Source organism: Streptomyces colwelliae (genome assembly GCF_048158785.1).
Taxonomy (GTDB): Bacteria; Actinomycetota; Actinomycetes; order Streptomycetales; family Streptomycetaceae; genus Streptomyces.
The window spans coordinates 1-19,403 of the sequence record NZ_JBLTJC010000192.1 but is presented as its reverse complement, the minus strand read 5'-3'; the positions used below and the strand labels follow the sequence as shown (position 1 = coordinate 19,403).

The 19,403-nt window shown below is 70.5% G+C and carries 17 protein-coding genes and 1 pseudogene; 6 read left to right on the top strand and 12 right to left on the bottom strand.

Annotated features, from left to right (window positions below; translation table 11 throughout):
* Positions 1-1,244: hypothetical protein (locus ACNFOC_RS32240; protein WP_416962574.1), on the bottom strand; the 1,244-nt coding region annotated here is incomplete at its 3' end.
* A 201-nt stretch (positions 1,245-1,445) separates the two neighbouring features.
* Positions 1,446-2,831 (bottom strand): NsdA family TPR-like regulatory protein, encoded by a 1,386-nt coding sequence (locus ACNFOC_RS32235; protein WP_416962573.1) that lies wholly within the window; start codon positions 2,829-2,831, stop codon positions 1,446-1,448.
* Positions 2,832-3,087: 256 nt separating this feature from the next.
* Here ACNFOC_RS32235 and ACNFOC_RS32230 point away from each other — a divergent pair, with 256 nt between their 5' ends.
* The 3 genes from ACNFOC_RS32230 to ACNFOC_RS32220 all read left to right on the top strand — a co-directional run bounded on the left by ACNFOC_RS32230 (position 3,088) and on the right by ACNFOC_RS32220 (position 6,214).
* Positions 3,088-3,750 carry a bifunctional DNA primase/polymerase gene (locus ACNFOC_RS32230; protein ID WP_416962572.1) on the top strand — a complete coding sequence of 221 codons (663 nt, stop codon included), beginning with the start codon at positions 3,088-3,090 and terminating at the stop codon, positions 3,748-3,750.
* A gap of 89 nt (positions 3,751-3,839) precedes the next feature.
* A complete protein-coding gene (locus ACNFOC_RS32225) occupies positions 3,840-4,610 on the top strand; it encodes an ABC transporter ATP-binding protein (RefSeq protein WP_416962571.1) in 771 nt (256 codons plus the stop codon).
* Positions 4,607-6,214 carry a transporter gene (locus ACNFOC_RS32220; RefSeq protein ID WP_416962570.1) on the top strand — a complete coding sequence of 536 codons (1,608 nt, stop codon included), beginning with the start codon at positions 4,607-4,609 and terminating at the stop codon, positions 6,212-6,214. Before ACNFOC_RS32225 ends, ACNFOC_RS32220 begins: the two co-directional genes overlap by 4 nt.
* A gap of 149 nt (positions 6,215-6,363) precedes the next feature.
* On the opposite strand, the gene ACNFOC_RS32215 is transcribed toward ACNFOC_RS32220, so the two are convergent.
* Together ACNFOC_RS32215 and ACNFOC_RS32210 are read right to left on the bottom strand one after the other, a co-directional pair.
* A complete protein-coding gene (locus ACNFOC_RS32215) occupies positions 6,364-7,221 on the bottom strand; it encodes an alpha/beta fold hydrolase (protein WP_366437109.1) in 858 nt (285 codons plus the stop codon).
* 619 nt (positions 7,222-7,840) lie between these two features.
* The gene (locus tag ACNFOC_RS32210) at positions 7,841-8,533 is read right to left on the bottom strand and encodes an iron-dependent transcriptional repressor DtxR (protein ID WP_019057324.1); all 693 of its coding nucleotides are present in this window, start codon (positions 8,531-8,533) and stop codon (positions 7,841-7,843) included.
* Positions 8,534-8,783: 250 nt separating this feature from the next.
* On the opposite strand from ACNFOC_RS32210, the gene ACNFOC_RS32205 reads away from it, so the two are divergent.
* Positions 8,784-9,539: an SIS domain-containing protein gene (locus ACNFOC_RS32205; RefSeq protein WP_416962569.1), complete on the top strand. Its 756-nt coding sequence runs from the start codon at positions 8,784-8,786 to the stop codon at positions 9,537-9,539.
* Between the two features lie 47 nt (positions 9,540-9,586).
* Here ACNFOC_RS32205 and ACNFOC_RS32200 read toward each other — a convergent pair whose 3' ends face one another.
* Positions 9,587-11,002 (bottom strand): PAS domain-containing protein, encoded by a 1,416-nt coding sequence (locus tag ACNFOC_RS32200; protein WP_416962568.1) that lies wholly within the window; start codon positions 11,000-11,002, stop codon positions 9,587-9,589.
* 153 nt (positions 11,003-11,155) lie between these two features.
* Here ACNFOC_RS32200 and ACNFOC_RS32195 point away from each other — a divergent pair, with 153 nt between their 5' ends.
* Positions 11,156-11,782, top strand: coding sequence for a nucleotidyltransferase family protein (locus tag ACNFOC_RS32195; RefSeq protein WP_416962567.1), 627 nt, complete (start codon positions 11,156-11,158; stop codon positions 11,780-11,782).
* Here ACNFOC_RS32195 and ACNFOC_RS32190 read toward each other — a convergent pair.
* On the bottom strand, positions 11,751-12,209 hold the full coding sequence (locus ACNFOC_RS32190) for a GNAT family N-acetyltransferase (RefSeq protein WP_416962566.1): 459 nt from the start codon (positions 12,207-12,209) through the stop codon (positions 11,751-11,753). The genes ACNFOC_RS32195 and ACNFOC_RS32190 overlap by 32 nt on opposite strands.
* A 379-nt stretch (positions 12,210-12,588) precedes the next feature.
* Positions 12,589-13,269 (bottom strand): pyridoxamine 5'-phosphate oxidase, encoded by a 681-nt coding sequence (gene pdxH / locus ACNFOC_RS32185; protein ID WP_416962565.1) that lies wholly within the window; start codon positions 13,267-13,269, stop codon positions 12,589-12,591.
* A gap of 243 nt (positions 13,270-13,512) precedes the next feature.
* Between pdxH and ACNFOC_RS32180 the strand changes: the two genes are divergently transcribed.
* Entirely contained in the window at positions 13,513-14,625 is a 1,113-nt protein-coding gene (locus ACNFOC_RS32180; RefSeq protein ID WP_416962564.1) for a citrate synthase 2, read from the top strand.
* Between the two features lie 82 nt (positions 14,626-14,707).
* Here the strand turns inward: ACNFOC_RS32180 and ACNFOC_RS32175 are convergent, their stop codons facing one another.
* The 5 genes and pseudogenes from ACNFOC_RS32175 to ACNFOC_RS32155 all read right to left on the bottom strand — a co-directional run.
* On the bottom strand, positions 14,708-15,325 hold the full coding sequence (locus tag ACNFOC_RS32175) for a TetR/AcrR family transcriptional regulator (RefSeq protein WP_416962563.1): 618 nt from the start codon (positions 15,323-15,325) through the stop codon (positions 14,708-14,710).
* Complete coding sequence (locus ACNFOC_RS32170) at positions 15,313-16,050, bottom strand: enoyl-CoA hydratase family protein (RefSeq protein ID WP_416962562.1); 738 nt, start codon at positions 16,048-16,050, stop codon at positions 15,313-15,315. The genes ACNFOC_RS32175 and ACNFOC_RS32170 overlap by 13 nt, the downstream gene beginning before the upstream one ends.
* Positions 16,047-17,615: a 4-coumarate--CoA ligase family protein gene (locus tag ACNFOC_RS32165; protein ID WP_416962561.1), complete on the bottom strand. Its 1,569-nt coding sequence runs from the start codon at positions 17,613-17,615 to the stop codon at positions 16,047-16,049. The genes ACNFOC_RS32170 and ACNFOC_RS32165 overlap by 4 nt, the downstream gene beginning before the upstream one ends.
* Before the next feature lie 72 nt (positions 17,616-17,687).
* Positions 17,688-18,818: an acyl-CoA dehydrogenase family protein gene (locus ACNFOC_RS32160; RefSeq protein ID WP_416962560.1), complete on the bottom strand. Its 1,131-nt coding sequence runs from the start codon at positions 18,816-18,818 to the stop codon at positions 17,688-17,690.
* 44 nt (positions 18,819-18,862) lie between these two features.
* Positions 18,863-19,393 (bottom strand): annotated as a pseudogene (locus tag ACNFOC_RS32155) (acyl-CoA carboxylase biotin carboxyl carrier protein subunit); the annotation flags it as partial.
* Positions 19,394-19,403 lie beyond the last annotated feature (10 nt).

Sequence of the window (19,403 nt, the reverse complement as noted above, 5' to 3'; positions counted from 1 at the left end):
ACCCCGAGGATCGCGATACCGACCCCGACCCCGGCGATCAGCGGCACCCGCGAACGGCGCCCGCCCCGGCCGCCGTCGTCGCCCTGCGCCCCGCGCCGGCCGCCGCCGTCCCCGGGCGGGGCGTACGAGGGCTGCGCGTAGCCCGGCTGCGCGTACGGCGGCTGGGTCTGCCCGTAGCCCTGCTGCCCCGGCTGCTCGGCGCGCGGCGGCTGCTGGAAGCGGGGCATCTGCTGCGTGGACGCGGCGGGCTGCTCGCCCCCGGCGTCGCTGCGGAAGAGGTTGTCGAACTCGGCGGGCGGCTGCCGGTCGTCCGGCCCGCCCGGCCGCACCCCGTACCCGGGAGCGGCACCCTGCGCGGGCACCGGCGGGAGGAACTGCGTGGGCTGCGCGTCGGGGTGCGAAGCCTGCGGCATCGGGCCGGCAGGCACCTCGGGCGGCAGCGCGCCGGGCCCGACGGGCGGGATGTACTGGGTCGCGCCCTCGTCCATGCCGGACATGGCCGCTGCGGTGACCGGCGGCAGGAACTGGGTGGCACCTTCGTCACCGGGCACGTTGACCACCGGCGGGATGTACTGCGTCGCACCCTCGTCGGCGGGCGGCAGCGGGGCGCTCGGGAACGCGGGGGCCGCGGCCGGCAGGGGGGCGGAGGACGGCTGGTGGGCGGAATGCGGCTGCTGCACGTCGGAACCGGAAGCTCCGTATCCGTAGCCGTAGCCCTGGGCGGCGGCCTGGGGTATCGCGGGCGCCTGGTCGGACGCGTAGCCCGCGCCGGCGTACCCGGCGGAGTGCTCCGGGGCGTATCCCGACGGGTACTCCTGTGCGTACGACTGCTGCTGCACGCCGTAGGCCGCGTGCTGGGCGTCCTCCTGGGGCAGGGCACCCGGCTGGCCCGGGATGCCGTCCTGGGCGCCCCACGGGGACGGTGCGGGCTGCTCGGGCCCGGCACCCCACTGCTGCGCCGGTTGCTGCGGCTGCTGCTGTTGCGGGTCTCCCCAGCCCTGGCCCGGCGGCGGGGCCTGGTGCTGCTGGTGGTGCTGGGGGTCGTGCTGCTGGTCCGGGCCCCACGACCCGCCCCACGACTGGCCTGCGGCCGGGGGCGCTATCGCGGGCTGCCCGCCCGACTGCTGGTCACCGCGTCCGCCCGTCATACCCGGCAGGAGGGGTGCGCCTCCGTCGGAGGGCAGCACGATGCCTTCGCGCGCGGGCCGCGCCGAGGGCTCCTCGCCCTGTCCACTCTGCGTCACCGGGACTCCTACGAATGGGGGACCTTCGGGATCGTCGGCTCACGCTACCGGGTACCCCGAGCCCGGTGCCACGCAGCACTGGACTGGACCTGCCATCTTGTGACGCCGGTAACAGTCCCGGGCCCCGTATCCGCTCCAAGTGCCGCTGTCCGCACTCCTTTCCGCACTGGAGCGGTGTTCACCTCCTGGTCCCCCCGCCGTTCACGCGGCGGCCTGCAACTCCATCCGCGCCCCGAACTCCCGCACCACCGGCTCGTCCCGGTACGGCTCCAGGCGCTGCTGGAAGTCCTCCAGATACTCGGCGCCCCGGTTGGACCGCAGCGAACCGAGCAACTCCACTGCTTTCAGGCCCGTGTTGCAGGCCTGCTCGATCTCGCGCTGCTGCACCTGCGCGCTCGCGAGGAGGACGTATCCGATGGCCCGGCGGCGTGCCCGCGACTCCGGGTGCCCGTCCAGGGACTCCTGCGCGGTCCGGGCCGCCGCCTCGGCCTGGCCCAGGTCGCGGTGGCAGTGCGCCAACTCGTCGGCGAGATACGCCTCGTCGAAGTGCGCGATCCACGCCGGGTCGTCCCCGGTCGACGGATCCGCCGCGTCCAGCGCGCTCACCGCGCGCCCCGACGCGAGCTGCGCCGACCGCGCGTCGCCCATCAGGGCGTGCCCGCGCGCCTCCGCCGCGTAGAACATCGCCTCGGCCCGCGGGGTCACCCGCCCACGCGCCCCCTCCTGCGCCGCCCGCGCCAACTGGGCGATCTCGCGCGGGTTTCCGAGCTGCGCGGCGAGGTGACTCATGGACGCGGCGAGCACATAGCCGCCGTATCCCCGGTCCCCCGCGGCCTGGGCGAGGCGCAGTGCCTGGATGTAGTACCGCTGCGCCAGGCCGGGTTGACCGGTGTCGACGGCCATGTAGCCGGCGAGTTCCGTCAACCGGGCGACGGCGGCGAACAGTTCACGCCCCACGGCCTCCCGGTACGACCCCGCGAGCAGCCCGGAGACGACGCTGTTGAGGTAGTGCACGACGACCGGGCGCACATGCCCGCTGCCGTACTGATGGTCCAGCTCGCTGAGCGCCTGGGTCATCGCGCGGACCGCCGCCACGTCGGACTGGCCGACGCGCGGTCCCGCCGCGCGGGCGACCTGCGAGTCCGGCGAGGAGATCAGCCAGTCACGGCTCGGCTCGACCAGCGCGGACGCGGCGACCGACGAACCGGACAGGAAGTCCCGGCGCCCCACGTCACTGCGCCACAGCTCACACACCTGCTCGATGGCCCCGAGGACGGTCGGCGAGAACTGAAGGCCCACGCCCGACGCGAGGTTCTTGCCGTTGGCCATACCGATCTCGTCGATCGTGACCGTACGGCCCAGCTTGCGGCCCAGCGCCTCGGCGATGATCGCCGGAGCCCGCCCGCGCGGCTGCTGTCCCCGCAGCCAACGGGCCACGGACGTCTTGTCGTAGCGCAGGTCGAGACCGTGCTCGGCGCCGCACATGTTGACCCGGCGGGCCAGCCCGGCGTTCGAGCACCCCGCCTCCTGGATGAGCGCTTGCAGCCGTTCGTTCGGCTGCCGCGCGACAAGTGGCCTTGCGGCCATGGCGTACCCCCTGGGAACAACCCCTGAAGCGAAAAGATCCGGCCGTGAAGATCAATGCCCAGCGAACATGGCGAAAATGCGAAGCATGCGAGGAATGCCGGGGTAAAAGCTGATGCTCGCCCCACACCTGGCTACCCAACTCCCGCCGTCGTTCCTCCCGCGCGCCCCCGCACATGCCTCCATGCGCCCCAGTTGCGGAATCGATGCCCCTCCCCCGCGCGCGCTACGCCCGTAACTCCAGGTGGGTGCGGGAGTTGTGTTGGGCGTGGAAGAGACGATCGCGGGTACCGAAGCCGCTCAGATTCCGAAGCAGCGCGGGGAATCGCTGCTGGAGACAGCCGTACGCTACGCCGAGGAGCGTCACTGGGACGTCTTCCCCGGCACCTGGCTGGAAGCCGTCGACGGGGTGCAGCAGTGCTCCTGTGGCGACACCGCGTGCGCCGCACCCGGCGCACACCCGGCGCGTGAGGACTGGGCCACGCAGGCGACGGGCAGTGCGACGGTCGCGCGGCGGATGTGGCAGAAGCAGCCGGCGTCTTCGATTCTGCTGCCCACGGGGCGGACGTTCGACGCGATTTCCGTCCCGGAGACCGCGGGGTTTCTCGCGCTGGCCCGGATGGAGCGCATGGAGTTGACGCTGGGGCCTGTGACGTTGACTCCGTCGCGGCGGATGGAGTTCTTCGTGCTGCCCGGGGCTTCGGTGAAGGTGCCGGATCTCGTGCGGAAGATCGGGTGGTCTCCGGCGTCGCTGGATCTCGTGGTGCTGGGTGAGGGTGGGTATGTGGCCGCGCCGCCTACTCGGTTCGGGTCTCGGGGGGCTGTGCAGTGGGCTTGTCGGCCTACCGCGGCTAACCGTTGGCTGCCGGATGCGGAGGAGTTGATCTCGCCGCTCGCCTATGCGTGTGGGCGGGATCGGTAGTTTCGCGGGTGCGGGTCCGTTGTGGCTGGTCGCGCTCACGCGGCGGAGCCGCATATCGAATACAGCCCCGCGCCCCTAGGTTGGGTGCCATGACGTCGGCTGTGAGTGTGCGTGGGCTCTGGAAGCGGTTTGGGCAGCAGGTTGCTGTTGCCGGGGTTGATCTGGAGCTGCCCGCCGGGAAGTTCATCGGGCTGGTCGGGCCCAACGGGGCCGGGAAGACCACGACCCTCTCCATGGTGACCGGGTTGCTGCGGCCCGATCAGGGGTCCGTCGAGGTGGTCGGGCACGACGTGTGGGCGGACCCCGTGGCCGTGAAGGCGCGGATCGGGGTGCTGCCGGAAGGTCTTCGCCTCTTCGAACGGCTCTCGGGGCGTGAACTCCTCGGCTACAGCGGGCGGTTGCGGGGGCTGCCCGGTGGCGAGGTCGACAAGCGGGCCACGCAGCTTCTCGACGTACTCGACCTGGCCGGTGCCCAGCACAAGCTCGTCGTCGACTACTCGACCGGTATGCGCAAGAAGATCGGGCTCGCCGCCGCTCTCCTCCACAACCCCGAAGTCCTGTTCCTGGACGAGCCGTTCGAGGGCGTCGACCCGGTCTCCGCGCAGACCATCCGGGGTGTCCTGGAGCGCTACACCGCCTCCGGCGCCACCGTCGTCTTCTCCTCCCACGTCATGGAACTCGTCGAGTCGCTCTGCGACTGGGTGGCCGTGATGGCCGCCGGCCGCATCCGCGCCCAGGGCACCCTCGCCGAGGTCCGCGGCGAGTCCCCCACCCTCCAGCACGCGTTCCTCGAACTCGTCGGCGCGGGCGCCCGCGACCACAGCTCCGACCTCGACTGGCTGGGCGGCGGCACCCGATGAGCGACGCCACGGCATCCGCCTCGATCACCCCCGTGGTCGTACGCCTGAAGCTGTCCCTGCTCCGCAACGGTCTACGGCAGTCCGGTGGCCGGCGGGCCGCGTACGTCGCGTCGGCGGTCGTGGCGCTCCTCTTCGCGGCGCTCCAACTGCTCGGGCTGATCACGTTGCGCGGCGACAGCCACGCGGTCTCCGTGGTCGTACTCCTGGTCGCGATCCTGGGGTTGGGCTGGACGGTGATGCCGCTGTTCTTCCCGTCCGGCGACGAGACCCTCGATCCAACTCGCCTGGTGATGCTGCCCCTTCGGCCCCAGCCGCTGGTACGGGCGCTGCTGGCGGCCTCGTTGGTCGGCATCGGGCCGCTGTTCACGCTGGTGCTGCTGCTGGGGTCCGTGATCGCGGTGGCGCATGGGCCCGCCGCGTATGTCACGGCCGTCCTCGCCCTCGCCCTCGGGCTGCTGATCTGCGTGGCCCTCGCGCGGGCGGTCGCCACGGCCAACATCCGCCTGCTGACCAGCCGCAGGGGCCGGGACCTGGCGGTGCTGAGCGGGCTGGTGATCGCGGTCGGGGCGCAGTTGGTCAACTTCGGTGCGCAGCGCCTGAATGCGTCCGGAATGTCCCAACTCGACCCGGCAGTGCAGGTGTTGCGCTGGGTGCCGCCGGCGTCGGCGGTCGGCGCGGTGGACTCGGTGAGCAAGGGTTCGTACGGCCTGGCGGTCACGCAACTCGCCCTGTCTGTCGGCGCCTTGGCGGCCCTGCTGCTCTTCTGGTCACGCAGCCTGACCAAGCTGATGACCGCGCCGGACGGCTCCACGCTCCAGTCGGCGGAACCGGCCGCGAAGGACAGGGCATCCACCGGCGGCCTGGCCCGCCTCCTCCCGTCCGGCCGCACCGGCACGGTCATGGAACGCAGCCTGCGCTACATCTGGCGCGACCCCAAGACCAAGGCCGCGTGGGTGACTTCGCTGGCGATCGGACTGATCGTGCCGGTGTTCAACGCGTTGCAGGGCACCGGCTCCGTCTACTTCGCGTGCTTCGCGGCCGGGATGCTCGGCATCCAGATGTACAACCAGTTCGGTCAGGACACGTCCGCGTTCTGGATGGTCGCGATGACGATCTCCACGACACGGGACGCCTACGCCGAACTCCGGGCCCGCGCCCTGGCGTTGCTCGTGATCACCCTGCCGTACGCGGCCCTGGTGACCGTCCTGACGACAGCGCTGCTCGGCGACTGGTCCCGGCTCCCGGAGGTCCTCGGCCTCTCCTTCGCCCTCCTCGGCGCGATGCTCGCGACCGGCGCCTGGACCTCGGCCCGCTTCCCCTACTCCATCCCCCAGGGCACCCACAAGAACGTGGCCCCCGGCCAGGCCGGCCTCGCCTGGATCTCCATCTTCGGCGGCATGATCTCCGCCGCCCTCCTCTGCTCCCCCGTCATCGCCCTCACCATCTGGGTGAACGTCAGCGCGGACGGCGACCAGTGGAGCTGGGTGCTGCTGCCGGCGGGTGCGGGGTACGGGGCGGCGCTGACCTACGCGGGTCTACGACTGGCGGCACCGGGGACGGCGAGGAGGCTGCCGGAGATCCTGGCGGCGGTGAGCAAGGGGTGAGGAGAGCTTTTGCTTTTAGGGGCGCGGGAGCGGCGCCGTTCAATCCCGGGGGAGCCACGGCTTTTAGGGGCGCGGGGAACTGCGCGACCAGCCACAACGGCGCAGCACCCGCCACACAACAGAACCCCCCACCCCCCTAGGCGCCCAACTCACACCAGCACCCCGTCAAGAAACGGCTCGATAGCCGCCCGCCAAGCCTCCGGCTGGTCGTAATGCACCAGATGCCCGGCATCAGCCACCTCCGCGTACTCCCCGCGCGGCAGCACCCGCACCATCTCCTGCGCCTCAGCCCGCCCCAACTCCCCATCGAGCCCGCGCACCACAAGAGAAGGACACTGCACCTGGGCCAGTTCCTCCCAGTGCGCGTCGTACACCCAGGTCTCCCGGGACTTCAGCATCTGCTCCGGCTCGAACACAGGCCGCCATCCGTCGGCGGACTCGTGCATGACCTCGGCGTAGAACTCCCCCCGGGAAGGATTGGGCCGCTCGACCCAGGGGTCGTCCTCGCCGAACCACTTGCGGACGTCCGCGAGCGTGGCGAAGGGAACGGGCCACGACTTGAACCAGTCGGACCACTCCCGCTGCGAGGCCGCGCCCAGCGCGGACGCCCGCATGTCGCAGATGATCAGCCCCCGCACGAGATCGGGCCGTTTCGCCGCGAGCTGCCACGCGGTGAGCGCGCCCATCGCGTGGCCGATGAGGACGACCGGAGCGAGCCCCAGCTGCTCCAGCGCGGCCTCCGCGTCCTCGACGTAGGCCTCGCGGGTGAAGGCCGCCTGGGGCGGCTTGTCGCTCTGGCCGTGGCCTCGCTGGTCCAGTGCGACGGCGCGGTGCCGTTCGGAGAGCCAGCGGGCGGTGGACGCCCAGTGCGAGGCACGGCCCATCAGGCCGTGCAGTAAGAGAACTCCGGGTGCCCGCTCGATCTCCCCCGACTTGGGCGGGTCCGCGAACTCCCATGCGGCCAGGCGTACGCCGCCTGCTCCGGTCACGTCGATGCGCCGCGCCATTGGTCCTGGCACCCCCCTAGCTCCGCACGGACCGCTCGCTCCCGCTTCGAGCCCACCGGTCCTGTGAACCACGCTCTGCCGCTCGTGCCGTTTCTTCTTGCTTCCGTCTCTTTTCCTGCTCGTCTCTTCCTACAGCTCCCGCCCCGCGGGTTTCATCACCCACAGGTTATCGAATACAGATTCGAAAATGCCGTCTCCGGCCGCAACACCCCTCGTTCGAGTGACCCGGCTCAGGGAATGATCGCCGCTGCCGAGGGGAGACCTTCAGCGGGGAACGGACCGCTCGGGGAAACCGGTCCGAAGGGGATGACCTTGAGAGCTCGGGGCTCCGGGTCAGCACAGGGGAGGACAGGCCCCGGCGCCGCACGGCGCCGGGGCCCTCTCCACGTCTGCGGCACATCCTCCCGCCCCCTCACGGTCATATGCCTCACGCGACAGCCTGGCACGCGCGGCGCCCGAGCGCTGCGATTCAGCGCACAGAATCTCGGATTCGCCGAGATCGCCGACGGCCCGCCGGAACGCCACAACTACCCCATGCGCCCCACGAGTTGACGGGCCGCCAAAACCCCCCAAGGACCCGCCAAGGCCCCACCAGGGACCCACCGGGGAAAGGCGGAGCTCAGCGCTTGGCCACGAACACGTGCGAGGCGATCTCCGACTCCAGCTCGGCCGCCTCACCGCCGCTGCCCACCAGCACCCCGCCCGCCGACTCCGTCACACTCACCACCGAGCCGGGCTGCACGCCCGCCCGGCGCAGCGTGTACATCAACTGCGCGTCCGTCTGGATGGGCTCACCAATCCGCCGTACGACGACGGTCTTGCCGTCGACACCCGGGTCGAGGTCGGCCAGCGAGACCATGCCCTCGTCCAGGAACGGGTCGGCCCCGTCCTTCTCGCCCAGCTCCTCGAGACCGGGGATCGGATTGCCGTACGGCGACTCGGTGGGGTGACGCAGCAGCTCTAGGACGCGGCGCTCCACGGCCTCGCTCATCACGTGCTCCCAGCGGCAGGCCTCGGCGTGCACCTGCTCCCACTCCAGGCCGATCACGTCGACGAGCAGACACTCGGCGAGCCGGTGCTTGCGCATCACGCGCGTGGCGAGCCGGCGGCCCTCGTCGGTCAGCTCCAGGTGGCGGTCGCTGGCCACGGCCACCAGGCCGTCGCGCTCCATGCGTGCCACCGTCTGGCTCACCGTCGGCCCGCTCTGGTCGAGCCGCTCGGCGATGCGGGCGCGCATGGGGACCACACCTTCCTCCTCCAGCTCGAGGATGGTGCGGAGATACATCTCCGTGGTGTCGATCAGTCCGGACATACGTGCCCCTCGATTACCTCTGCCCGAAGCTCGACAGCTCCGCGGCGCGTGCGCTGGCCCTGGACTCAATTCTGACGCATACCACTGACAACCGTGCCGCGCCGCTGAAACCAGCCGGTTACGGCCGCCCTCGGCGCCTCTCCCAACCTGCTGTCCAACGTCCTGTCCAACGTGCTGTCGCCGTATTGACATCCCCTTGGTCCAGACCGCACGGTGATCCGCGACACAAACTCACCGAGGGGACTTCCGCATGAGCGACCGTACGCCGGCCGGCCAGTTCTTCGACGCCGCGATCAGCCTGCTCCAGCGGGTCCGCGACGAAGAGGCCGACTCCGTCCGGGCGGCCGGCACGCTCCTCGCGGACACCGTCGCCGACGGCGGACGGCTCTTCGCCTTCGGTGCCGGGCACTCCTCCCTCGCCGCGCAGGACGTCGTCTACCGCGCGGGCGGACTCGCCCTGATGAACCTGCTCACCGTCCCCGGAGTCGTCGGCGTCGACGTCATGCCGGCCACGCTGGGCTCCGCCCTGGAGCGCGTCGACGGCCTCGCCAGCGTCGTCCTGGAGACGTCACCGCTGCGTTCCGGCGACGCCCTGGTGATCATCTCGCTGTCCGGGCGCAACGCACTCCCCGTGGAGATGGCCATGAAGGCCCGCTCCCTCGGCGTACGGGTCATCGGCGTGACGTCCGTGGCGTACGCCTCGGAGACGACGTCACGGCACGTCTCCGGTACGTACCTGAAGGACCACTGCGACGTCGTCCTCGACTCGAAGATCGCGATCGGCGACGCGGAACTCACCCTCGACACCATCCCGGCCCCCTTCGCCCCCGCCTCCACGGTCGTCACCGCGGCCCTCCTCCAGGCGGTCATGGCGACGGCGGCGGCGACCCTGGCCGAGCGCGGTATCGAGCCGCCGCTGCTGCGCTCCGGGAACGTGGACGGCGGCCACGAGTGGAACGGCCGGGTGTTCGAGGAGTACCGCGACCGGATCTTCTACCAGCACTGAGCCACCAGTAGGGGGCCATCAGCACTGAGCGGCAGCCCCGTAGTGGCTCACTTCCCGCCCGCCGCCTCCGCCAGGTCCAGCGCCGCCGCGATCCGTACGGCCACGTCCTCGGCGTAGATCGAGTCGGACCGCTCGAACTGGCTGCGCCCCGCGCCCCGTAGGAACGTCACGACGCCCAGGGTCCGCCCCCGGCTGCGCAGCACCGCGCACAGGGCGTGCACGGCGTCCAGGGGCCACTGCCGGGCCCGGGCCCACTCGCGGGCCTGTTCCGGCGGGACCGTGCCGATGCTGGCCCGCACGGAGCCGACGCGTTCGACGCACTGGAGGGCCGGATGCCCCTCTCCGTAGCGCACGGGCAGCCCGGCGGCGCCGGTGAGGAGGCTGGGGCCGGGTGCCCCCGTGGGCGTCGCGGCGACCCGGATGAGCCGTACGGCCGTAGCACGCACTCCGTCACTGTCGTTCAACGATCCGCCCGCGACCCGGTCGACGAGGGCGTGGTCGGCGAAGCCGGCGAGGGCGAAGTCGAGGTGGACGGTCGCCGCGTCGCGCGGGTCCTCGCACTCGGCGGCGGCGCGGGCGGCGCGGTGCAGCTGCTGGGCGCGGAAGCGCAGCAGCGAGGCCTCCTGCTCGAGCTGCTTGGCCTCGGTGACGTCCTGGAAGAGCCAGCCGACGCCGAGCGGCACCGGTTCCTCGGTGAGCGGCGAGGCCAGCCGCAGGAAGCCGCTCCTCCAGCAGCGCCGCAGGTTGCCCTCCGGCGTCCGGACGCTCACCCAGATCTCCGCGGGCGCCGGCGGCGCGCCCTCGGCGAGCACGTGCGTGAGCGCGGCCTCCAGCTCCTCGACCCCTTGGGCGAGTAGCTCCCCTAGGGGGCGCCCGAGGACGGAGGTACGCCCGGTGCCGAGCGCGCGTGCGGCATGCGAGTTGACGACGGCGGGCCGCAGATCGGCGTCGACGAGCACGACCCCCCAGGAGGCGTCCTCGAACAACGCCTCACTCAAGGCGATCGACCGCTCAAGGTCGATCTGGGCGTGCACCTCGCTGAAGGCGCAGTAGACCCCGGCGGGCTTCCCGTCGGGCCCGCGCACGGCGGCGGACTGCGTCCGTACGAGCACCCGCCCGCCATCCTTCGTAAGAAGGGCGAACTCATTGACCTGCCGCCCGGGGGCCTGCATGGCGGACATCAGCCGCCCCTCGACCTCCTCGGCGTCCGCACTCCGTACGGCCCACCCGGCCAGCCCCTGCCGCCCCACGGCCTCGGCCGCGGTCCAGCCCAGGATGCGCTCCGCCTCGCGGTTCCAGTGCGTCAGCACCCCGTCCGCGTCGAAGGCACACAGCGCCGCGTCCATCCCGTCCAGCAACGCGGCCAACAGATCCGACCCACCGACCCCCTCGGGCCCGCCGTCCCGCTCGGGCTCGTCGGGACCCAACTCGTCGGTGGTCCCACTACGCCGGGAAGCACTCACCTGGACCCCCTGCAAGCTGCGTCCGCGGACACGACGCGTCGGTTCACTCACTCCCCCTCATTCAACTCGAACGTGACGCAGCACACACCGAGTTCCCGCAAGATTGAAGGAATCGTTGTACGGGGCCGGCTTGCCTCCCGGCACACTCAGCCGATGCCCGCCCGTCTCCCGCTCGACGAACAACTCACCGCGCTGCGGACGACTCTGTCCCGCAACGAGACTCTCCTGGGGATCCTCGACCGCACCGCGGCCCTCGGCCTCCCGAACTGGTACCTGACCGCGGGCTGCCTCTTCCAAACAATCTGGAACACGGTCACGGGCCGTCCACCGACACACGCCATCAAGGACTACGACGTCTTCTACTACGACGACACGGACCTGTCCTGGGAGGCCGAGGACAAGGTGATCCGCGCAGGTCGCGAGGCCTACGCCGACCTGCCCACCAAGCCCGAGGCCGAGATCCGCAACGAAGCCCGCGTCCACCTCTGGTATGAGCAGAAGTTCGGCACTCCGTGCCCGCCGTACGACTCCGTAGAGGCCGCGATCGACTCCTTCGCGGCGACGACATGCTGCCTGGCCGTACGCCTGAAGCCGGACGGCAGTTGGCGCGTGTACGCCCCGCACGGCCTGTCCGACGTCTTCAACCTTGTCGTACGGCCGAACCCGGTCCAGGCACCACAAGAGGTCTACGAGACGAAGGCAGCCCGCTGGCGGCAGGCCTGGCCGGAGTTGACGGTCCTGCCCTGGCCTACGGAATCCACGACCCCAGCCGCAGAGTGATCCACAAGTCGGTCTCGCCGTCGAGCACATAGCGCTCGGTCTCGACGAAACCCCGTTCCCCGGCGAACCGCACCCCGTCCGTGTTGGCGGCCAGGACGACGGTCTCGATCGCGCCGGCGCCGAGCGCACGCGCGCGCGTGAGGCCGTTTTCGTAGAGGGCGGCTCCGTAGCCGCGCCGCCGGAAATCGGGCAGCACGCGCGCGATGACGGTCACCACCGCGTCCTCGCCCTCCGGGGGCCGCACGGTGGAACACCCCACGAGGACGTCCCCCAGGTACGCGTTCTCCAGCCGGTTCCGCCCACTCCGCTCCCGCACCTCGCCGAGGGACATCGCGGCGGGCGGCACGATCAGGTTGTGGACGTGCCGCCAGTCCTGAAGCGCGTTCTCCGTGTCCGCTTCCACCGGCTCGATCCGCAGGTCGGTCATGGGCCGGAACCTAGGTGACCAGCGCATTCGCGTCCAGTGAGTTCATGACTCGTTAAAAGCGGTTGATCCGTCGGCGAGGGGTTCTTAGGGTGGCGAGTACTTCGGAAAGGAGGTGGTTCGGCAGATGTATGGATACCGGACGGAAGAGGTGACTGCGGGCTAGTGGCCCGCCGTCGTACTCGGTTCGGCGCCGGACCAGCGTGTGTGAGTTGCACGCAACCGGCCTAACCCAACGCAGTCACCCGACCCGCGAGCTCGCCGGTACGTCCGGCCGGCTCCCCCGCTGTGAGGCGGAGGGACCTGAGCTCGCGGGTCGTCTGCGTTTCCCGGGGCTGTGGGTGTGTGGGCCTGAGGGTGTCTGGGCCTGTGGGTCAGGGGCTCACGGGCTCAGGCGGTCCAGGTGCCAGGTGTTGTCCGGCTGGGCGGTGTAGCGGAGGCGGTCGTGGAGGCGGTTCTCGCGGCCCTGCCAGAACTCGACCGTCCGGGGGGCGACGCGGAAGCCGCCCCAGTGGGGTGGGACCGGGACCTGTTCGCCCTCGGGGTAGCGGGCGAGGAGGTCGGCGTACGAGGACTCCAGTTCGGTTCGGGAGTGGATCACCGTGGACTGGGTGCTGGCCCAGGCGCCGAGTTGGGAGCCGTGCGGGCGGGTGCGGAAGTACGCGGCGGTCTCGTCGCGGCCGGTGCGGCGGGCGGTGCCGGTGACCAGGACCTGGCGGGCCATCGGGTGCCAGGGGAAGAGCAGCGAGACGTACGGGTTCGCGCCGAGTTCGCGGGCCTTGCGGGAGTCGTAGTTCGTGTAGAAGACGAAGCCCTGGTCGTCATAGTGCTTCATGAGGACCGTGCGGGAGCTGGGGCGGCCCTCGGCGTCGGCGGTGGAGACGACCATCGCGTTCGGCTCGTAGACGAGCCCCCGGAGCGCCGCCTCCTCGAACCAGCGGCCGAACTGTGCCATGGGGTCGGCTGCCAGGTCGTTCTCCTCCAAGCCCTCCACGCGGTACTGCTTGCGCATCGCGGCGGGGTCGAGGCGGGGATCACGGTCGGTGGGATCGCGGTCGGTCACACGATCATCCTGCCGTACGGCGCCGGATGGACGGGTGTCGTTGCGTACGGTCTCCTACGGCCGCGTGCTGTCGTATACGACCATGTGCTGTCGTCTGCGGCCGCGTACGGTCTCGAGTTCGGGTGGCACTCAGTGCCACCGAGCCCTCCCCATGTGTGGCACTCGGCGTTATGGTGCTGATGTCTCTACTTTCGGACCGCGAGTCCCCCGCGACCGTGGAGCCACTGCATGAGGAGCCGCCTGATGTCCGACTTCGACCCCTCCTTCGTACCTGGACTCGAAGGAATCGTCGCCTTCGAGACGGAGATCGCCGAACCGGACAAGGAGGGCGGCGCCCTGCGGTACAGGGGCGTCGACATCGAGGATCTGGTCGGTCACGTCTCGTTCGGCAACGTCTGGGGGCTGCTCGTCGACGGCGCCTTCAACCCGGGGCTGCCGCCCGCCGAGCCGTTCCCGATCCCGGTGCACTCCGGTGACATCCGCGTCGACGTACAGTCCGCGCTGGCCATGCTCGCGCCCGTGTGGGGCCTCAAGCCGCTCCTCGACATCGACGAGCAGCAGGCCCGCGACGACCTCGCCCGCGCCGCCGTGATGGCCCTGTCGTACGTTGCCCAGTCCGCGCGCGGGCAGGGCAACGCGATGGTGCCGCAGAGCGAGATCGACAAGGCGCACTCGGTCGTCGAGCGGTTCATGATCCGGTGGCGGGGTGAGCCGGACCCGAAGCATGTCGCGGCCGTGGACGCCTATTGGACGTCCGCTGCCGAGCACGGGATGAACGCGTCGACGTTCACGGCTCGCGTCATCGCCTCCACCGGGGCCGATGTCGCCGCCGCGCTGTCCGGTGCCGTGGGGGCGATGTCCGGGCCTCTGCATGGGGGTGCGCCGTCCCGGGTGCTCGGGATGATCGAGGAGATCGAGCGGACCGGGGACGCGGACGCGTACGTCCGGCAGGCGCTCGACAAGGGTGAACGGCTGATGGGGTTCGGGCACCGGGTGTACCGGGCCGAGGATCCTCGGGCGCGTGTACTGCGGCGTACCGCGCGGGAGTTGGGGGCGCCGCGGTTCGAGGTCGCGGAGGCGTTGGAGAAGGCGGCGCTGGCGGAGTTGCACGCGCGTCGTCCTGATCGGGTGCTGGCGACCAACGTCGAGTTCTGGGCGGCCATCGTGCTGGACTTCGCCGAGGTGCCGGCGCACATGTTCACCTCGATGTTCACGTGTGCGCGGACCGCTGGGTGGTCGGCGCACATTCTTGAGCAGAAGCGGACGGGGCGGCTTGTGCGGCCGTCTGCTCGGTATGTCGGGCCGGAGTCTCGTGGGCCTCAGTCGATCGAGGGGTACTCGGATATCGCCCACTGAAGAGGGGCCTTGGGAGCGTGGGCGGGTGCGGGTGCGCGGGGGCTGGTCGCGCAGTTCCCCGCGCCCTTAAAGACAAAAGCCCTCACCCCAAGGTGTGCTCCAAAAGTGCCGCCCATTGAGCCACCACTCGCTCCCGGCGGCCCCTGTCGTCAGTGAGCAGGTTGGCCAGGCCCAGGCCTCTTGCCATGTCCAAGAGGCCCTGGACCGTTTCTCGTACACCCGGCTTCGACTCGTCCGCGGCCAGGAGGTCCACCGCTATGCGGTGAGTCTCGCGGCCCACCTTCGCCTCCAACTCCGTTACCCGGGGGCGGAGTTGGTCCTCGTTGGAGGCGGCCACCCACAGGTGCAGGGCGGCTCGGAACAGGGGGCCCGTATAGAGGTCCACCAGGGCCTCCACCACGACTCGTCGGTCTTCGGCGCCCTCCGGGAACAGGGCCCGGAGGGCTGTCGAGCGTTCCTCGGCGACGTACTCGACCGCCGCCGTGAAGAGGTCCTCGCGGGTCGGGAAGTGGTGTTGGGCGGCGCCTCGGGAGACGCCGGCGCGTTCGGCGACGACGGAGACCGTGGAGCCTGCCCAGCCGTGTTCGGCGAGGCAGGACACTGCGGCTTCCAGGAGGCGTTGCCGGGTGGCCCGGCTGCGGTCCTGCTTGGGTCTGCGGTCGACCGCGCCAGGCGCCGTCGTCGCGCTCACACCACCCATGCGGGATCCCGTCGTTCGAGGAATGCGGTCATCCCCTCGCGGGCCTGCGCGGAGGCGAACAGCCGTGCCGAGAGCGCGGTCAGGTCGGCCGCGTCCCGGTCGAAGGATTCCAGCACCCTAGCCGTGAGCAGCCGTTTCGTCTCGGCCAGGGCCTCGGGAGCGGCTCGGCGCAGGCCGTCGAGGATCGGCGCCAGTGCCTCGTCTACGTCCTCTCCCGCCACCGTCAGCAGGCCTGCGCGGGCCGCCTCCGTCGCGTCGAAGCGCTCGCCGGTGAGGTAGTAGCGGGCCAGGGCTCTCGGGTCCGTGCGGGGCAGCAGCGGGAGGGAGATCACCGCCGGGGCCACCCCGATCCGTACCTCTGTGAAGGCGAACGTGGCGGACGTGGTCGACGCCGCCGCGATGTCGCAGGCCGAGAGGAGGCCGAGGCCGCCTGCCCGTACGTGGCCTGTCACTCTCGCCACCACCGGCTTGGGGAGTTCGACGATCTGGCGGAGTACGGCCACCAGGGCGTCCGGGGGCGGCGGGTCCCGTAGGTCCGCGCCCGCGCAGAACGTGTTGCCGGTGTGGGTGAGGACGATCGCCCGTACGTCGGCGTCCTTCGCGCACTCCGTCAGCGCGTCCGCCAACTCGCTTACCAGGGAGGCCGACAGCGCGTTCCTCGTGTCCGGCGAGTCCAGGCTCAGGGTCTCGATGCCACGCGCGCGTGCACGGCCGATCGACGTCATGAGCGGCCTCGCAGTTCCCGGCGCAGGATCTTGCCGGAGGCGGCTCGTGGGACGGCGTCGAGGAAGGTGACCACGCGGACGCGTTTGTAGGGGGCGACGCGTTCGGCGACGTACATCAGGACCTCGCTCTGAGAGAGATCAAGTGCGGTCTGTTGGCGGACGACGTACGCGTGCGGGACCTCGTTGTTGTCGTCGTTGTACTCGCCCACGACCGCAGCGTCGGCGATGCCGGGGTGGGTGAGCAGGAGGGCCTCCAGTTCGGCGGGGGCCACCTGGAAGCCCTTGTACTTGATGAGTTCCTTGACCCGGTCGACGATGAACGTCCAGCCGCCGCCGTCCACATGGCCGACGTCCCCGGTGTGCAGCCAGCCGTCCTGGTCGATCATCGCGGCGGTGTCGTCGGGGCGGCCGAGGTAGCCCTTCATCACCTGGGGGCCCCGGATGAGGAGTTCGCCCGCCTCGCCGATGCCGAGGTCCTTGTCGGGGTCGTCGAGGGAGACGATCCGCATCTCGGTGCCGGCGATGAGTTTGCCGACGGTTCCCGGGGGTGCCGTGGGCATGTCCCGTACGGGGACCACATGGGTGCCCGGGGACAGTTCCGTCATGCCGTACGCCTGGCCTACGGGTGGCAGGCCCAGGCGCTGTGAGCAGGCGGCGGCGATGTTCGCGTCGAGAGGGGCGGCGGAGCTGATGATGTATTTGAGGGAGGAGAGGTCGTACTGGGCGACCGCCGGGTGTTTGGCCAGGGCCAGGACGATCGGCGGGGCCACGTAGAGGCCGGTGATGCGGTGGTGCTCGATGGCCGCCAGGAAGGTCTCCAGCTCGAAGCGCGGGAGGACGACGACCGCGGCGCCCAGCCGCAGTGGGGCGTTCATGAGGGCCGTAAGACCGTAGATGTGGAAGAAGGGCAGGACGGCGAGGATGCGGTCGCCCGGGCCGGTCGGGACCGCGGGCTCCAACTGGGCCAGGTTCGTGGCTATTTGACGGTGCGTGAGCATCACGCCCTTGGGGGTGCCCGTCGTGCCCGAGGAGTACGGGAGGGCCGCCACGTCCGTCGCGGAGTCGATGTCGACCACCGGCTCGGGGGCCGTGGAGCCGAGCATGTCGGCGAGTGAGCGGTGGCCGGGCGCGCTGTCGCAGACGAATATCTCCTCGACGCCGCCCGCGAGTTCGGCGGCACGGCGTGCCGCGTCCAGGAGAGGAGACAGGGTGACGATCCAGCGGGCCGCCGAGTCGCGCAGCTGCTTGGCGAACTCCTCCGGGGTGGCGAGCGGGTGCACCGTCGTGACGGAAGCACCCGCGCGCGTGGCGGCGTAGAACGCCAGCGGAAACGCGACCGTGTTGGGGCTGTGCAGGGCGAGGACGTCCCCCTTGCGTACGCCCGCCTCCGCGAGGCCGGCCGCGATCTGCCGGTGGAACGCGTCGAGTTGGGTGTACGTCAGGGTGGTGCCGTCCGTGCCGTCGACCAGCGCGGGTTCGTCGCCGAACTCGGCGGCCCGGGCCAACACCGCGTCGTGGATGGGGAGTTCGACGGACGGTACGTCTTCGTACTCGCTGCGGAACATGGTTCCTCCTGGCGCGGACTGGCGCGGGGCTTCAAGCGGGCTTCGGGCCCCGGGCCGGCTTCGGGCCTCGGGCTAGTACGACTTGGGGAGGCCCAGGGTCTGGTGGGAGACGTAGTTGAGAATCATCTCGCGGCTCACCGGAGCAATACGAGCCACGCGGGCCGCAGTTATCAATGAGGCGAGCCCGAACTCGCGCGTGAGGCCGTTCCCGCCGAGGGTGTGCACGGACTGGTCGACGGCCCGCACGCAGGCCTCACCGGCCGCGTACTTGGCCATGTTGGCGGCCTCACCGGCGCCGACGTCGTCACCGGTGTCGTACAGATACGCCGCCTTCTGCATCATCAGGCGGGCGAGTTCGAGGTCGATGTGCGCCTGGGCGAGGGGGTGCGCGATGGCCTGGTGGGCGCCGATGGGGGCGTCCCACACGGTGCGGTCACATGCGTACTCGATCGCTCGGGCCAGCGCGTAGCGGCCCATGCCTATCGCGAAGGCGGCGGTCATGATGCGTTCGGGGTTGAGACCGGCGAAGAGCTGGAGCAGGCCCGCGTCCTCGTCTCCGACGAGTGCGTCGGCGGGGAGCCGTACGTCGTCCAGGGTCAGCTCGAACTGCTTCTCCGCGGCCTGGAGTTCCATGTCTATCTGGCGGCGGGTGAAGCCGTCCGCGTCTCGCGGGACTATGAACAGGCAGGGCTTGAGGCGGCCTGTTCGGGAGTCTTCCGTGCGGCCGACTATGAGGGTCGCGTCGGCCAGGTCCACGCCGGAGATGAACACCTTGCGGCCGGTGAGGAGCCAGTCCGTTCCGTCTTTGCGGGCGGTGGTGGTGATGCGGTGGCTGTTGGAACCGGCGTCTGGTTCCGTGATGCCGAAGGCCATGGTTCGGGTGCCGTCCGCCAGCGCGGGGAGCCAGGTTTGTTTTTGGTCTTCTGTGCCGAAGCGGGCGATTACCGTGCCGCAGATCGCCGGGGAGACGACCATCATCAGGAGGGGGCATCCGGCTGCGCCCAACTCCTCGAGAACTATGGAGAGTTCGGAGATGCCGCCGCCTCCGCCTCCGTATTCCTCGGGGAGGTTGACGCCCAGGTAGCCGAGTTTGGCTGCCTCGGACCAGAGTTGTTCTCGGTCGTAGGTGCGGCCGTGGCGTTTGCCGAGGGCGGATACGGCTGAACGTAGGGCCTTGTGTTCTTCGGTTTCGGTGGTGGGCATGTGACTCCCTCGTCGTGGCTGGTCGCGCAGTTCCTCGCGCCCCTTTAGGTGGGCTGGATTACCGCCAATAGAGCGGCTAGCTGTACCTGTTGGCCAGGTACTGCGTTCAGGGCCGTCAGACTTCCCGTGACCGGGGCTGTGATCTTGTGCTCCATCTTCATTGCCTCTAGCCACAACAAGGGGTCGCCTACTGCCACTTGGGCTCCTACCGCCAAGCCCTCTGCGACCCTCACCACCGTGCCCGGCATCGGTGCCAGCAGTGAGCCGGGGGCCAGTTGGGCCGCGGGGTCGGGGAAGCGGGGCAGGGCCGTCAGGGTCGTTGCGTTCACGTACACCTGATCGCCGTCGCCGTAGCGCGCGACCTCGAACTTCCTTCGTACGCCGTCCACTTCGAGTACGACGAGACGCGCATCGACGTGTACTACGCGCACCCCCTCCGCCGTCAGGCCCTCCCTCGTGTGGCGGTAGTGGACCTCGTGCTCCTCGCCCGCCATGGTGTAGCGCTTGGTCTGGGGCTGGGAGGGGAGATTGCGCCAGCCGCCTCCTCCGAATCGGGAACGGCCGTAGGCTGGGGCTTATACACAT

What these genes read in the sequence shown, in the direction of transcription:
- ACNFOC_RS32235 (WP_416962573.1), bottom strand. Translation starts at nt 2,831, where the DNA reads ATGGCCGCAAGGCCACTTGTCGCGCGGCAGCCGAACGAACGGCTGCAA.
- ACNFOC_RS32225 (WP_416962571.1), top strand. Translation starts at nt 3,840, where the DNA reads ATGACGTCGGCTGTGAGTGTGCGTGGGCTCTGGAAGCGGTTTGGGCAG.
- ACNFOC_RS32220 (WP_416962570.1), top strand. Translation starts at nt 4,607, where the DNA reads ATGAGCGACGCCACGGCATCCGCCTCGATCACCCCCGTGGTCGTACGC.
- ACNFOC_RS32215 (WP_366437109.1), bottom strand. Translation starts at nt 7,221, where the DNA reads ATGGCGCGGCGCATCGACGTGACCGGAGCAGGCGGCGTACGCCTGGCC.
- ACNFOC_RS32210 (WP_019057324.1), bottom strand. Translation starts at nt 8,533, where the DNA reads ATGTCCGGACTGATCGACACCACGGAGATGTATCTCCGCACCATCCTC.
- ACNFOC_RS32205 (WP_416962569.1), top strand. Translation starts at nt 8,784, where the DNA reads ATGAGCGACCGTACGCCGGCCGGCCAGTTCTTCGACGCCGCGATCAGC.
- ACNFOC_RS32195 (WP_416962567.1), top strand. Translation starts at nt 11,156, where the DNA reads ATGCCCGCCCGTCTCCCGCTCGACGAACAACTCACCGCGCTGCGGACG.
- ACNFOC_RS32190 (WP_416962566.1), bottom strand. Translation starts at nt 12,209, where the DNA reads ATGACCGACCTGCGGATCGAGCCGGTGGAAGCGGACACGGAGAACGCG.
- ACNFOC_RS32180 (WP_416962564.1), top strand. Translation starts at nt 13,513, where the DNA reads ATGTCCGACTTCGACCCCTCCTTCGTACCTGGACTCGAAGGAATCGTC.
- ACNFOC_RS32175 (WP_416962563.1), bottom strand. Translation starts at nt 15,325, where the DNA reads ATGGGTGGTGTGAGCGCGACGACGGCGCCTGGCGCGGTCGACCGCAGA.
- ACNFOC_RS32170 (WP_416962562.1), bottom strand. Translation starts at nt 16,050, where the DNA reads ATGACGTCGATCGGCCGTGCACGCGCGCGTGGCATCGAGACCCTGAGC.
- ACNFOC_RS32165 (WP_416962561.1), bottom strand. Translation starts at nt 17,615, where the DNA reads ATGTTCCGCAGCGAGTACGAAGACGTACCGTCCGTCGAACTCCCCATC.
- ACNFOC_RS32160 (WP_416962560.1), bottom strand. Translation starts at nt 18,818, where the DNA reads ATGCCCACCACCGAAACCGAAGAACACAAGGCCCTACGTTCAGCCGTA.